Genomic DNA, 14,078 nt, shown 5'->3' with positions numbered 1-14,078 from the left:
TCACTTACCTCCATTAATAGAATTTTTCATTTCTTTTACTAGCTCTTTATAATTTGCATTATCACCTTTAAATATAGATGATGTTCCTGCAACTAATACATTCGCACCATTTTTAACACAGTCTGGAATAGTATCTTTATTAATATTTCCATCTACCGAAATTAATAAATCTTTATTATATTTTTGCGCCATTTCTTTTACTTCTCTAATTTTTTTCAGCTGTGATTTTATAAACTTTTGTCCAGCAAAACCTGGATCTACTGTCATTATCGTAACCATCTTTATATCTTCAATAATGTATTGTAATGCATTTACGGTAGTCGCAGGATTTAAAACTACACCAGCAGATATTCCTAATTCATTTATCTTTTGAATATCTCTATGAATATGCTTAACTGCTTCTGTATGAATGCTTAAATATTCAACGCCAGCAGCAGCAATTCTTTCATAATACTGTGAAGGCTCCCATGCAGCTAAGTGTACATCAAATGGTATTTTTGTATTCTTTTTCATATCTTCAAGTAAATACAATCCCATTGCTATATTAGGAACGAAAGATCCATCCATCATATCAAAATGTATCATCTCAACATTTGCATCTTCTAACCTTCTGAGTTCTTCTCCAAATTTCATAGGATTTCCACACATAATTGATGCCGATACTTTAATCATTATTTTCCACCTTTAGTAAAATATTTAGATTCCATTTCATGTAGTTGAGCAATTCTAGGTATAAATCTCCCACCAGTAAAATTAGTATCTACCCATTTTTTGGTAATCTCCATTATTATTCTCTCACTTATTACTCGTGCACCCATACAAAGTACATTTAGATTAACGTCTGATTTTGCGTATTGAGCAGAAAATAAGTCATTTACTACAGCAGCTCTTATTCCAGGAATTTTATTCGCTGCAATAGACATACCTACTCCTGTACCACAAATAAGTATTCCGCCGTCCACTTCATTTTCAGCTACTTTCACAGATACTAATTCAGCAATAGGTACGTATTCTACCGGTTTTTCATCTGAAGATGGACCTACATCTACTACTTCTATCCCCCAAGATTTCAATTCTTTTATTAAGTTTTGCTTTGCTAAAAAGCCTGCATGATCTGAACCGATTGCTATTCTTTTCATTATTTCTCTACCCCTTCAGGGAAAAAAATAATTTTTCCAAATAAGGTATCTCTTTTATGAACTTTAGTAAATACATCAGGTGCTTCTCCTAAATCATATCTATGAGTAATAATAGGAGTAAAATCAACTTGTCCAGTCTTCATAAAATGTATAGTTGTATCCCATGCAGGTCCTGGAAATGGCCCCTGTATTGAGTTCCATGAGCCAACTAAATGAAGTTCATTCCTCATAATTTTTTCAAACCACTCTCTTTTAATATTAACATCTCCATAAGGAATACCTAAATAAGTAATAGTTCCACCTTTTCTTGCTAATGCAAGAACTTGTCCACAAGTAAAAGCTGATCCTGCTGCTTCGAATACCATATCAGTACCCCTGCCATTAGTAAGTCTTTTAACTGCGTCTTCAGCATCTTCTTCTTTACCATTGACGATTTCATCAGCACCCATACTCTTCGCCCATTCAAGTTTTTCTGGCATTACGTCAATTGCAATAACTTTTGTAGCACCGAATACTTTAGCCCATTGAATAGTCATAAGACCTATAGGTCCGCATCCCATTACCGTAACAGTGTCTCCAGCTTTGATACCTGATTGATATAAACCATGTACACAAACTGCTGAAGGTTCTATCATAGCTGCTTGATCATATTCTATTTCGTTTGGGATGTGGATCACATTATCTTCAGGCATTATAATATAATCAGCAAATGCACCATCAGCTACTGCACCTATTACTTCTAGTTCATCACATTTTGAATAGTCAGATTTTTTACAGTATTCGCATTTCATACAAGGAAATCCTGGACTTACGGTTACTCGATCCCCTACATTAAATTTTGTTACACTTTTTCCTATTTCTTCAATAACACCTGAAAATTCATGCCCAAAAGTTAAACCTACTTCTTTTTTAGGACCAAATTTTCCATATCTTGATAAATCTGAACCGCATATACCAACAGCCTTAACTTTTATTAATACTTCATCTTCTTTTTTTATTTCAGGTTGTAATACTTCTTCTAATCTTAAATCTTGGATGCCATATAATTTAATTGCTCTCATTATTTAAATTCCTCCTATTTAAAATTAACTGCACTAATTAAAGCAGATATATTTTTAGCTATATCACCTTTAAACGTAAATGAGCCTGCTACTAATACATTTGCACCTGCTTCTACTACCTTAGGCGCTGTTTCTAAATTAATTCCACCATCAATCTGAATATCTATATTGTAACCTTTTATCATTTCTGATAAATCTTTTATCTTATTTATGCTACTCTCTATAAATGATTGACCCCCATATCCAGGGTTTACTGTCATTAATAAAACCATATCTATATCATCTAAAACGTATTCTAATGTTTTAATTGATGTACCAGGTGAAAGTACTACACCTGCTTTTATACCAAATGATTTAATTAATTGCAGTGTTCTATGCAAATGTGTTGTAGCTTCTTGATGAACTGTAATCATATCAGCTCCTGCTTCAACAAAACGTGGAATAAATCTATCCGGTTCTACTACCATCATATGAACATCAAAAAATAAGTCTGTTTTGCCTCTTAACATTTTTACTTGATCTGGTCCAAATGCTATATTTGGTACAAAATTTCCATCCATAACATCAATATGAAGCATTTCTACTTTACAATCTTCTACTGCTTTAATTTGATTTTCTAAATTTCCTAAATCAGCTCCAAATAATGATGGTGCAATTTTTACTGTCATATATATACCTCCTTTTATTTATTAAACTCTTCTTTAAGTGCTTTTCCCCAAGCACCACCTTGATGTAAAAAATACGTTTTTTCACGGGTTGTTCCTCTTAGTTCCATAGCAGTTAAAGCTAACGCATCTCCCATTGCTAAAGTAGTAGTAGTGCTAGCAGATGCATTAATATTTAAATAACAAGCTTCTTTTTCTACTCCTATATATATAGCGATATCACTCTCTTTTGCTAACCATGATTGTAAATTTCCTGTTAAAGCAATCACTTTACACCCAAGTGTCTTACATGAAGGAACCACAAGATGTTTTAAAACACCTGTTTCTCCACTATTAGAAATTGTTATTAAGAGATCGTTTTCCCTAACCACACCTAAATCACCATTTTCACATTCATATGCATTTAGGTATATCGAAGGAATATTGCAACAACTCATAGTTGCAGAAATTTTCCTACCTATAAGGCCTGACTTACCTGTTCCTGTAACAATAACTTTTCCTTTACAACTATTTATCATCTCAACAGCTCTTATAAAGTTTTCATCTACACTTTGTTCCAATTTTTTTAGTGCATCTATCTCAATTGATATTATATTCTTACCTATTTCAATAATATTTTTATTAGATATTTCACTCACCTATTATCACTCCATTTTTAACTAAGATTTCACTTGCTTTATCTTTGTCTATAAACAATCTTTGTTCAATGGCCTCTAGGTTAGGTTTTTCTATCCAATAATCTCTTTTAGATTGTATGAAGACATAAGATGGAAAATTATCAATCTCTTTTTTCCAATCTTCATATATTTTATCTACTAATTCACTAGACTCTATATTATTATTGTCTTTCAAATAATCTCTCGATTTAGTAATTACAAATTCGTCAAATCTATTTCTAATATATTTAAGACCTCCATACCTCCCAACAAATATTACTATTACATATGAAAATAGTATTAGACCTAACATACTAGCATTTCTACCTACAAAATCTGTTAAGAATTTTAAATATTTACCAAAAGTTAACTGTTGCCATAAATCAAACATTATACTCCTCCAGTTTACTCTTCTATATTTTCAAACTCGTATTTTACTATGTCAAAAATTGTTTGAGTATCTTTTTCTGTGCAAATCTTTTCTAAAATGTCTGGTTTTTGAACAATTCCTATTACTGCCTGTAACATTTCAAGTTGTGAATGTGGCTCTTTTAAAGCTAACATAAATAATACTTTCACATCAACCATTTCATCTATACTACCCATTACTTTAAATGGTACTGGATTTTTTAGTGTAGCTATACAAATTGCTTGCTCTATTACATGCTCTACATCAGTATGAGGTACTGCTACTCCATAACCTTCTGTTGGTAAACCTGTTGGAAAAACTTTTTCTCTTTCCATAATTGCCTTTATATAACTTTCTTTTACTAAACCTTTATTAAGTAGATGTGTTGCAACTTTTTCTATAGCTTCTCCATCACTACTTGCATCTACATCAATTAAAACAAGATCTTTATCAAATTCTAAACCTAAATCTTTCATCTAATATCTTCCTTTCTTTTGATCATCTTAACAGTAATATACCCTATAAATTCATTTTTAAAGAGTCTATTTAAAATTCAGTTAAAATATCATTTTTTATTATTTACTAAATTAGTATTCCAAAATTATAAACAAGCATAACATCTACTGTACTTTTTTGGGTATACTATTTTAGATAATACAATTATAATTTATATTTTAATAAAGTTAAAGTCTTAATTGAACATTTGTACACAAATGTTACAAATGTAATCGGTTTATACAGATTAATTATTTTTATACAATATAATAATTAAATATATGTAAATAATTACTATAATATTAAAATGGAGTGTACAAATATGGCAAAAAATATTTATTTTGAGTTTAAAGATTATATATGGAATGGTATTACTAAAATAGACTATAAACCCACTGTTGATGGTCCTGTAACCTTTAACGAGACTACACGACAAAATCTAGTAGAACATGGTTATGGAACTAATTTTCACTTACGTTATTTTGAATGTGAAATGGGTGGGTTCTCAACCTTAGAAAAACATGAGCATGTCCATGTAGTTGTTATTGCAAGAGGAAAAGGGAAAGTTATCGTTGATGATACCATTCATAATGTAAAACCTATGGATCTTATTATAATCCCAAATAATTCGCCTCATCAACTTATAAATATTGGCGAAGAACCTTTTGGATTTTTCTGTATAGTCGATGCTCAAAGGGATAAGTTTTCTTTGCTTACTCAAACAGAAATTCAAAATATATCCGAAAACACTGAGATTAAAAAATTTATTCAAGTTCCGGACAAATATTTTAACTAATCTAATTAACTATTATATACTAGTATCTTACTAAACAAATAATCTCGTTAATTTGTTAATCAGTTATTAGAAAAATAGTAGTAAAAAAAACACAAGGTATGTATCGATACATACCTTGTGTTTTTTTTATATTATTCTAATATCTCTTCTATATCCTCTTCTTTAATCATCATTGCAATAGTGACAATCTTCTCAGATTTATCTAATTTCATTAATCTTACGCCTTGAGTACTTCTTCCCATTATAGATATACCACTTATCTCTAATCTTATTATTATTCCTTGATTATTAATAAGAATGATTTGTTCTTCTTTGCTACACACTGTAATTCCACTAAGGTCACCAGTTTTAGTTGTAATTTTATAAGTTTGAATTCCCTTACCACCTCTATTTTGAACTCTGTATTCATTTATGTCAGTCAACTTACCATATCCATTCTCACTAACTGATAAAATAAACATATCATCCTGTGGTAGATCCATACTCACAACTTCGTCATCGTCTCTCAGACTTATACCTCTTACACCTATAGCTGTTCTTCCAACAGAGCGAACATCAGATTCTAAGAATCTTATTGCATAACCTTTTTTTGTTCCCATGATGATATCACTAGTTCCATTAGTCATCTCCACTGAAATTAATTCATCATTGTCATTTAAAGAAATTGCGATAAGGCCATTTTTTCTAGAAGAATCGTATTGAGATAGACTTGTCTTTTTTATAATTCCTTTCTTAGTTGCCATAACTAAAAAGTTATTATCTGTAAATTCTTTTATAGGTATAATAGTAGTCACTTTTTCATCAGGTTCTAATTGAAGTATATTTACTATCGCTGTTCCCCTTGCAGTTCTAGATGCTTCAGGGATTTCATAAGTTTTTAATCTATACACTTTTCCTTTATTGGTAAAGAATAAGATGTAATGGTGGGTAGTAGTAGTGAATAATTTACTTACAAAATCATTATCTCTAGTACTTAATGCACTAATTCCTTTGCCACCTCGTTTTTGAGCAGTATATGTGTCAGCAGCTAACCGTTTGATATACCCAACATGTGTCATAGTAATAACTACATCATGTTCTTCTATTAGGTCTTCCATACTAATATCTTCATAATCTACTTCAAAAGCAGTTCTTCTATTATCTCCATATTTTTCTTTAATCTCTGTCAATTCTTCTTTAATAACTTGCATGATTAAATTCTCATCGGCTAGTAATCTCTTGAATTCCTCAATTTTTATCATAAGCTCATTAAACTCTATGTCTATCTTTTCTCTTTCTAGTCCAGTAAGCCTTTGTAAACGCATATCCAATATAGCTTGGGCTTGTTTTTCAGAAAGACCAAACTCTTCAATAAGACTGTTTTTTGCTATTTCTCCATTTTTTGATCCTCTAATAATGACAATAACCCTATCAATATTATCTAATGCTATTTTTAAACCTTCTAAAATATGTGCTCTATCTTCAGCCTTTTTTAAATCAAACTGAGTTCTACGAATTATAACCTCTTTTTGATGATTTAGATAGTGAAATAATATCTCTTGTAAGTTCATTACCTTAGGCTGATTGTCAACTAAAGCTAACATAATTACTCCAAATGTTTCTTGAAGCTGGGTATGTTTATATAATTGATTTAATATAATTTCTGCATTAAAATCTCTTTTTAAATCTATTACAACACGTATCCCTTTTCTATCTGACTCGTCTCTTAAATCAGAAATACCATCTATCTTTTTATCTTTAACCAGATCAGCAATTTTTTCAACTAATCTAGCCTTATTTACCATATAAGGTATTTCAGTTATAACTATTCTCTGTCTCGTATTTGTTATTTCTTCAATATGGGTTTTAGCTCTTACTTTAATTCTTCCTCGACCTGTAGTATAAGCACTATGGATACCCTCTTTCCCTAAAATAGTAGCACCAGTAGGAAAGTCTGGACCTTTTATGTGATTAAGTAAATCATAAACGCTACAATCGGGATTATCAATCATATGAACTGTTGCATCAACAACTTCTCTTAAATTATGTGGAGGAATATTTGTCGCCATGCCCACTGCTATACCCGATGAACCATTTACTAAAAGATTTGGGTATTTAGAAGGTAATACTATAGGCTCCTTCAGAGTTTCATCAAAGTTAGGCATATAGTCAACAGTATCTTTATTAATATCTCTAAGTAATTCAACTGTTATTCTCGCCATTTTTGCTTCTGTATATCTCATTGCAGCAGCACTATCACCATCAATTGATCCAAAGTTACCATGACCATTAACAAGTAGATATCTAGTAGAGAACTCTTGTGCTAGTCTAACTAATGCGTCGTAAACGGAAGTATCTCCATGAGGATGATACTTACCTAGTACGTCCCCGACGATCCTAGCACATTTTCTAAATGATTTTTCTGGATTTAATCCTAGTTCACTCATAGCATATATAATTCTTCTATGAACTGGTTTTAATCCATCTCTAACATCGGGAAGTGCCCTTCCCACTATTACACTCATAGCATAATCTATATATGATTTTTTCATTTCATATGCAATATCAATCGGTAATACGTGATCTTTCTTTTCAGTGTCCATTCAAGCACCCCCTATATATCTAAATTTTTAACTTTTTTTGCATTTTTTTCAATAAATTCTTTTCTAGGTTGAACCTTATCACCCATAAGTATATTAAAGATTTCATCAGCCTTTATTGCATCGTCAATCGTTACTTTAAGAAGTGTTCTAGTATTAGGATCCATTGTTGTTTCCCATAATTGTTCTGGATTCATTTCTCCTAAACCTTTATACCTTTGAAGGTTAATAGTATTATCTTTTCCCATATCTTCCATAATTTCATTCAATTCTTTATCGCTATAACAGTATTCTATTCGTTTTCCTTTTTGAACTTTGTATAAAGGTGGTTGTGCTATATAAACATAACCTGCATCAATGAGTCCTCTCATATACCTAAAGAAGAAGGTAAGTAAGAGAGTTCTTATATGAGCACCATCTACATCTGCATCGGTCATGATTACTACTTTATGATATCTTGCAGATTCTAAATTAAATTCTTCACTAATATTTGTTCCAAATGCCGTAATCATAGAACGTATAGTATCAGTATTTAAAATTCTATCTAGTCTTGCCTTTTCCACATTAAGAATCTTACCTCTTAAGGGAAGAATTGCCTGTGTTTTTGAGTCCCTACCTTGCTTTGCTGAACCGCCGGCAGAATCGCCCTCTACTATATATATTTCAGATAGAGCTGGATCCTTTTCTCTGCAATCTGCTAATTTTCCTGGCAATGCAGTGCTATCTAAAACACTTTTTCTTCTGGTTAATTCTCTAGCTTTTTTAGCAGCTTGTCTTGCTCTAGCAGCTGTTAAGCCTTTTTCTACAATAATTTTAGATACACTAGGGTTTTCTTCCAGAAATGCAGATACGGTATCATTTGTTATTGTTTCTACAATACCTTTAATCTCAGTGTTACCTAATTTAGTCTTAGTTTGACCTTCAAATTGAGGATCAGTTAGTTTAACACTAATGATTGCAGTTAACCCTTCACGAACATCTTCACCAGATAAATTTTTATCACTATCTTTTATAAAATTATATTTTCTTACATAATTATTTATACACCTTGTAAGCGCAGATTTAAAACCATTGAGATGGGTTCCTCCCTCAATAGTATTGATGTTATTTGCAAAGGCATGAATACTCTCTGTATAGTTATCTGTATACTGCATAGCAACATCTATAATTACATCCTCTTTGCTTTTCTCAAAACCAATTACTTTTTCATGTAAAGCATCTTTGTTTTTATTTAAATATTCAACAAAAGAAGTAATACCACCTTCGTAATAATACTTTACAGTTTGCTTTTCTTCACGTTGATCCTCTAGTACAATCGTTAATCCCTTATTTAAAAATGCAAGTTCCCTTAATCTATTCTCTAAAATATCAAATTCAAATTCTAATTCTTCAAATATCTCATGATCAGGTTTAAAAGTAATTTTTGTACCACTTCTATTTGTATTTCCAACTACTTCTAGCTCTGTTTTGGCTTTACCTCTTGAGTAAGTCTGATTATAGATTTGTCCATTTTGTTTAACTTCAACTATTAGCAATTCAGATAAAGCATTAACTACAGAAACCCCTACTCCGTGAAGACCACCAGATACCTTATAACCGCCACCGCCAAATTTACCTCCAGCATGTAGGATAGTTAAAGCTACTTCAACAGCAGATTTTTTTAATTTAGGGTGTATTCCTGTAGGAATTCCTCTACCATTATCCACTACTGTTATTGAATTATCCTCATGAATAAAAACATTGATTTTGTCACAGTGACCTTGTAATGCTTCATCAATACTATTATCTACAATTTCATAAACTAAATGATGAAGACCACTACTTCCTGTGCTACCAATGTACATTCCAGGCCTTTTTCTAACAGCTTCTAAACCTTCAAGTACTTGTATTTGCTCTGCACCATATATATTTTGTGGCATTTATAATCCTCCTGTTCATCTATCAAACATATATTATAATATAGTTTTTATATTAAAACAATTATCTTTTCATATCTGTAATAGTTCCTCGTTCTATATTATATATTTTTTTATTAAAATTTTGTAAGAAATTTTCAAAATTTATTTCTGTACATGTTATAAATACCTGTGAATCATGGAAAAACTCTATAATTTTTTCCTGTCTTTTACTATCGAGTTCTGACATTACATCATCTAATAAAATGATTGGATTTTCTTCAATATGAGATTTTATAATTTCAATTTCTGAAAGTTTCAGTGAAAGTGCAGCTGTTCTTTGTTGACCTTGAGATCCGTACAATTTTGCATCAAAATCGTTTATGATTACTCTGATATCATCGATATGAGGTCCTATACTAGTATAACCTTTCTGTATATCTTCTTTGATATTTATGTTTAATAAATTTCTATAAATAGATTCTATTTTTTCTAGATCATCATTATTTTTAACAATATTAGATATGTAAAATAGTTTAATCTCTTCTTGATCATTTGTTAATTTACTGTGAATTATTTTTGTAATACTATTAACTTTTTTTAAAAAATTAATTCTTGATATTATAATTTTCTTACCTAATGCAATTAATTGTTCATCCCATATTTCAAGAGTATTTATATTTTTATTATCATATCTTAATACCTTTAAAAGATTATTTCTTTGATATAATACCCTTGTATAGTCTTTTAGAAGTTTACCATAACTAGGTCTTATATTATTTAATTCATTATCAATAAATCTTCTCCTTAGATCTGGACCCTCTTTTATCATTTTTAGGTCTTCTGGACTAAAAAGAACAATATGGATTTTTTCCAATAATGTGCTTTTTTTATTAGTTTTTTTGTTATTTATATAAATATTAGTCTTATTGGGTTTATTTAAAGTGATCTTTATATTGTCATCAATATTTTTCTTGTGAAAAGTACCCTCTATTGCACTAGTTTCTTTACCCCATAAAATAAGTTCGCTATTGCTATTTTTGTATGAATTTCCCCGTGCTAATACGTATACTGATTCTAGTAAACTAGTCTTACCTTGTGCATTATCTCCTACCAGTATATTTATATTTTTATTTAAATTCAGTTCTAAATCATTGTAATTTCTAAAGTTACTTAACTTTATATTCGATACGAACATTAATTCACCTTTTTCATGCATATTAATATAGTTACTATATAATTAGATATTTAAAGACGAACCTCTACTAAAAGCACAAGGCATTTTGAATATATAAATTTAAGAACTCAATTAATATTGATTGCATACTGTCTACCTTTTAATTTTTGATGAGGATGAAGTATTTCTTCAATTACTAAAATTAAACCTGTATTTTAGCTATACAAGTTATTCTTTTTTAACTATAAAAGAACCATAATCTTTTAAAAATACCGTATCATCTGGGTATACTTTCTTTCCTCTTTGTAAACATAATTCGTCATTTACTTTAACAAGTCCCTCTAGTATCGTATGTTTTGCTACAGCACCACTTTCAACAACTCCTGCAAATTTTAGAAGTTGATCAAGTTTAATATAATCCGTATTAATTATTATTATCTCCAATTTTTTTCCTCCAATTTTAGTACTAAAACATTATTTATTAATGATCAATATAACGTACTGGAAGTATTAAGTAGGTATAATTACTTCCTTGATTTGGTTTTATTACACAAGGACTAACTGAAGTAGTAAATTCAAGTAGTATTTCTTCATCACTTATAATTTTAAGTACATCAATAAAGTAGGTAGAGTTAAAAGCTATTTTTATAGATTCTCCTTCAATCTCCACATCTATTTGTTCATTTACTGTACCCATTTCTGAGTTAGATTTTATTTCTAATATATTATTAATAAAGTTCATCTTAATTAAATTACTTTTACCGTCTCTAACCATCAACGATGCTCTTTCACAACTAGACAATAGTTCTGCTACGTTGACTTTTACTTTTGTAGTACTATTTTGAGGAATTATCTGATTATAATTCATAAATTCACCCTCTAATAGCCTAGATACTATATGTGTTTGACCTAATCTAAAAAGAATTTGGTTTTTAGTATGAGAAATTTGTACACTATCTAAAGTACTTAAAGATGCAATTCTGTATAATTCTGATAATGTTCTCTCTGGTACAACTTCACTTAATTCAATATTGTCATTAATTTTGCCTTGTCTTAATGCTAATCTATATCCATCTAATGCAACAAACTTTATTATACCATCATTAATTTCAATCAATTCTCCTGTAAGTATTGGTATATTTTCATTTTTCGCTACAGAAAATATAGTTTCTTTAATCATGCTCTTAAATAATTCTTTATTAATTGATATTTCTTTATCTGAGTGTACTTCAGGTAGTTGAGGAAACTCGTTGCCATTTTGACCTTGGATATTAAATTCTGAATTAAGACACTTAATGTTAAGAATATAGTTTTCATTTAGTTCTAGAAAGACATCATCATCTGGTAATTTTCTTACAAGTTCCGATATAAGTTTTGCAGATATTACGACACTGCCTTGACTATTTATTTTACCTGGTAGTTCTGTTTTAATTCCAATTTCTAAATCAGTGCCCATTAGATATATAGTATTATCCATAACTTTGAAAAGAATTCCTTCAAGTATAGGCAAAGTAGTTTTGTTTGATACTGCTTTTTGAACAATATTTACTGAGTGAAGCAGATCATCTTTAGTAGTTATAAAATTCATAATTAGGGCCTCCCTATAATATATATATATTGTTATTTATATAGTAATAATAGTAGTAGGTGCTGTGGATTTGTTGATAAGTTAAAGTAATACTTTAAGTGCAAAAAGATTCTATGGTAACAACCTGTGGATAAATAGAGATGATTAAGTGAAGTTATTAGTATTTATCAACAGGTTTAAATAAGTGAAGTGCTAAAGTAAAGATAAAAAATATGTAGTTAATTACTTATTTCCTTGAATTTCTTTGCTAATTCTTTGAATAAGGTTTTTGAAATCAAAATTATTATCAATATCTTTAGCAATTTTATCATATCCATGGATCACAGTTGAATGGTCTCTTCCACCAAATTCTTCTCCAATCTTAGGCAATGACAAGTCAGTGAGCTCTCTACTCAGATACATTGCTACTTGCCGAGGATATGAAATAGATTTTGTCCTTTTTTTAAGATTAAAATCTTCAATTTCAATATTATAGTATTTTGCAGTAATTTCTTTAATAAGATCTACAGTAATAATTTCTGGTTTATTATTAGAGAGAATATCTTTTAATGCCTCATTTGCTAAATCAAGTGACATTGTTTGATTAGTCAATCTTGAAAAAGCATTTACACGGATTAAAGCACCTTCTAATTCTCTAATATTTGAGTGAATTTTACTTGCAATAAATTCTAAGACATCATTTGGTATATCAATTCCTTCTGTATTTGCTTTCTTTTTCAGAATTGCAATTCTAGTTTCTAAATTTGGCGCCTGAATGTCTGTGATTAAGCCCCATTCAAATCGAGAACGCAGTCGATCTTCAAGAGTTGGTATTTCTTTTGGTGGACGATCACTAGAAATAATTATTTGCTTATTTGCCTCATGTAAGGCATTAAATGTGTGAAAAAACTCTTCTTGTGTACCTTCTTTGCCTGCAATAAATTGGATATCATCTATTAATAAAACATCTACACTTCTATATTTATTTCTAAATGAAACATTGTTTCGATTTTGAATAGCATCTATAAATTCATTAGTAAATGTCTCACAAGATACATACACAACTTTCTTATTTGGAGATTGTTCTAAAGTATAATGTCCAATAGAATGCATTAAGTGTGTTTTACCAAGCCCTACACCTCCATATATGAAAAGTGGATTATATCTTTGTGCAGGAGCTTCAGCAACAGCTACTGATGCTGCGTGGGCAAAGCGATTACTTTCTCCAATAACAAAAGTGTCAAATGTATATTTGGGATTTAAATTAGAGTGGTTTATTAGTTCTGATAAAGTTTGATTGTTACTAACTTGTCCCTTTGTATTGTCTACTGGAGAAGATGATGGAATTGCAAACTCCACCATAATATTTCTCCCTGTAATATGTTTTAGAGAGTTTACAATTAGAACAGAATATCGATTTTCTAAGATACCCTTAGTAAAATCATTTTCTATGCCTAAAACAATAGTATTGTCCTGGTAAGAAATAGGTTCTATACGTTTAACCCAAGTCTCAAAACTTACTTGTGTTAATTCTTCTTTAATAATTTGTAGGGCATCATTCCATAATTTATCGAGATTTCTATCCATTATTCTTCCTCCTGAAGCTATATGGTGTTGATACTTATGTGGATAAATAAAA

Annotated in this window: 14 protein-coding genes; 1 reads left to right on the top strand and 13 read right to left on the bottom strand. The window is 30.1% G+C overall.

All coding sequences use genetic code 11. The features are described from left to right. Genes rpe (GC105_RS06005) through GC105_RS05975 form a run of 7 tightly spaced genes read right to left on the bottom strand, consistent with a single transcriptional unit; the run spans position 1 to position 4,406 of the window. Positions 1 to 672 carry a ribulose-phosphate 3-epimerase gene (rpe, locus tag GC105_RS06005; protein WP_152802734.1) on the bottom strand — a complete coding sequence of 224 codons (672 nt, stop codon included), beginning with the start codon at positions 670 to 672 and terminating at the stop codon, positions 1 to 3. Beyond that, entirely contained in the window at positions 672 to 1,139 is a 468-nt protein-coding gene (locus tag GC105_RS06000; RefSeq protein WP_152802733.1) for an RpiB/LacA/LacB family sugar-phosphate isomerase, read from the bottom strand. The genes rpe (GC105_RS06005) and GC105_RS06000 overlap by 1 nt, the downstream gene beginning before the upstream one ends. After that, a complete protein-coding gene (locus GC105_RS05995) occupies positions 1,139 to 2,200 on the bottom strand; it encodes a galactitol-1-phosphate 5-dehydrogenase (RefSeq protein ID WP_152802731.1) in 1,062 nt (353 codons plus the stop codon). Before GC105_RS05995 ends, GC105_RS06000 begins: the two co-directional genes overlap by 1 nt. Positions 2,201 to 2,214: 14 nt before the next feature. Then, the gene (rpe, locus tag GC105_RS05990; protein ID WP_152802729.1) at positions 2,215 to 2,868 is read right to left on the bottom strand and encodes a ribulose-phosphate 3-epimerase; all 654 of its coding nucleotides are present in this window, start codon (positions 2,866 to 2,868) and stop codon (positions 2,215 to 2,217) included. A 14-nt stretch (positions 2,869 to 2,882) separates the two neighbouring features. Next, positions 2,883 to 3,503, bottom strand: a complete 621-nt coding sequence (locus tag GC105_RS05985; RefSeq protein ID WP_152802727.1) for an SIS domain-containing protein — start codon at positions 3,501 to 3,503, stop codon at positions 2,883 to 2,885. Then, positions 3,496 to 3,912, bottom strand: coding sequence for a hypothetical protein (locus GC105_RS05980; protein WP_152802725.1), 417 nt, complete (start codon positions 3,910 to 3,912; stop codon positions 3,496 to 3,498). The genes GC105_RS05985 and GC105_RS05980 overlap by 8 nt, the downstream gene beginning before the upstream one ends. A gap of 14 nt (positions 3,913 to 3,926) precedes the next feature. After that, entirely contained in the window at positions 3,927 to 4,406 is a 480-nt protein-coding gene (locus GC105_RS05975) for a PTS sugar transporter subunit IIA (protein WP_152802723.1), read from the bottom strand. A 341-nt stretch (positions 4,407 to 4,747) separates the two neighbouring features. Between GC105_RS05975 and GC105_RS05970 the strand changes: the two genes are divergently transcribed. After that, complete coding sequence (locus GC105_RS05970) at positions 4,748 to 5,221, top strand: cupin domain-containing protein (protein WP_193708302.1); 474 nt, start codon at positions 4,748 to 4,750, stop codon at positions 5,219 to 5,221. A gap of 131 nt (positions 5,222 to 5,352) precedes the next feature. Here the strand turns inward: GC105_RS05970 and gyrA are convergent, their stop codons facing one another. The 6 genes from gyrA to dnaA all read right to left on the bottom strand — a co-directional run bounded on the left by gyrA (position 5,353) and on the right by dnaA (position 14,026). After that, positions 5,353 to 7,803, bottom strand: a complete 2,451-nt coding sequence (gene gyrA / locus GC105_RS05965) for a DNA gyrase subunit A (RefSeq protein ID WP_152802719.1) — start codon at positions 7,801 to 7,803, stop codon at positions 5,353 to 5,355. Positions 7,804 to 7,814: 11 nt separating this feature from the next. After that, on the bottom strand, positions 7,815 to 9,719 hold the full coding sequence (gyrB, locus tag GC105_RS05960; protein ID WP_152802717.1) for a DNA topoisomerase (ATP-hydrolyzing) subunit B: 1,905 nt from the start codon (positions 9,717 to 9,719) through the stop codon (positions 7,815 to 7,817). A gap of 61 nt (positions 9,720 to 9,780) precedes the next feature. Then, the gene (gene recF, locus GC105_RS05955; protein WP_193708301.1) at positions 9,781 to 10,893 is read right to left on the bottom strand and encodes a DNA replication/repair protein RecF; all 1,113 of its coding nucleotides are present in this window, start codon (positions 10,891 to 10,893) and stop codon (positions 9,781 to 9,783) included. Between the two features lie 207 nt (positions 10,894 to 11,100). Further along, positions 11,101 to 11,316 (bottom strand): RNA-binding S4 domain-containing protein, encoded by a 216-nt coding sequence (locus GC105_RS05950; RefSeq protein WP_152802713.1) that lies wholly within the window; start codon positions 11,314 to 11,316, stop codon positions 11,101 to 11,103. 37 nt (positions 11,317 to 11,353) lie between these two features. Next, positions 11,354 to 12,460 carry a DNA polymerase III subunit beta gene (gene dnaN, locus GC105_RS05945; protein WP_152802711.1) on the bottom strand — a complete coding sequence of 369 codons (1,107 nt, stop codon included), beginning with the start codon at positions 12,458 to 12,460 and terminating at the stop codon, positions 11,354 to 11,356. A gap of 222 nt (positions 12,461 to 12,682) precedes the next feature. Continuing rightward, complete coding sequence (gene dnaA / locus GC105_RS05940; RefSeq protein WP_152802709.1) at positions 12,683 to 14,026, bottom strand: chromosomal replication initiator protein DnaA; 1,344 nt, start codon at positions 14,024 to 14,026, stop codon at positions 12,683 to 12,685. Positions 14,027 to 14,078 lie beyond the last annotated feature (52 nt).

This window comes from Alkalibaculum sporogenes (genome assembly GCF_009362815.1).
Taxonomy (GTDB): Bacteria; Bacillota; Clostridia; order Eubacteriales; family Alkalibacteraceae; genus Alkalibaculum_A; species Alkalibaculum_A sporogenes.
Note: the sequence above shows the minus strand (reverse complement) of the source record. Positions and strands in the feature narration are given on the sequence as shown.

Bases quoted from the DNA above. Each gene is read 5' to 3' on its own strand.
- rpe (WP_152802734.1), bottom strand. From the start codon at position 672: ATGATTAAAGTATCGGCATCAATTATGTGTGGAAATCCTATGAAATTT.
- GC105_RS06000 (WP_152802733.1), bottom strand. From the start codon at position 1,139: ATGAAAAGAATAGCAATCGGTTCAGATCATGCAGGCTTTTTAGCAAAG.
- GC105_RS05995 (WP_152802731.1), bottom strand. From the start codon at position 2,200: ATGAGAGCAATTAAATTATATGGCATCCAAGATTTAAGATTAGAAGAA.
- rpe (WP_152802729.1), bottom strand. From the start codon at position 2,868: ATGACAGTAAAAATTGCACCATCATTATTTGGAGCTGATTTAGGAAAT.
- GC105_RS05980 (WP_152802725.1), bottom strand. From the start codon at position 3,912: ATGTTTGATTTATGGCAACAGTTAACTTTTGGTAAATATTTAAAATTC.
- GC105_RS05975 (WP_152802723.1), bottom strand. From the start codon at position 4,406: ATGAAAGATTTAGGTTTAGAATTTGATAAAGATCTTGTTTTAATTGAT.
- GC105_RS05970 (WP_193708302.1), top strand. From the start codon at position 4,748: ATGGCAAAAAATATTTATTTTGAGTTTAAAGATTATATATGGAATGGT.
- gyrA (WP_152802719.1), bottom strand. From the start codon at position 7,803: ATGGACACTGAAAAGAAAGATCACGTATTACCGATTGATATTGCATAT.
- gyrB (WP_152802717.1), bottom strand. From the start codon at position 9,719: ATGCCACAAAATATATATGGTGCAGAGCAAATACAAGTACTTGAAGGT.
- recF (WP_193708301.1), bottom strand. From the start codon at position 10,893: ATGTTCGTATCGAATATAAAGTTAAGTAACTTTAGAAATTACAATGAT.
- dnaN (WP_152802711.1), bottom strand. From the start codon at position 12,460: ATGAATTTTATAACTACTAAAGATGATCTGCTTCACTCAGTAAATATT.
- dnaA (WP_152802709.1), bottom strand. From the start codon at position 14,026: ATGGATAGAAATCTCGATAAATTATGGAATGATGCCCTACAAATTATT.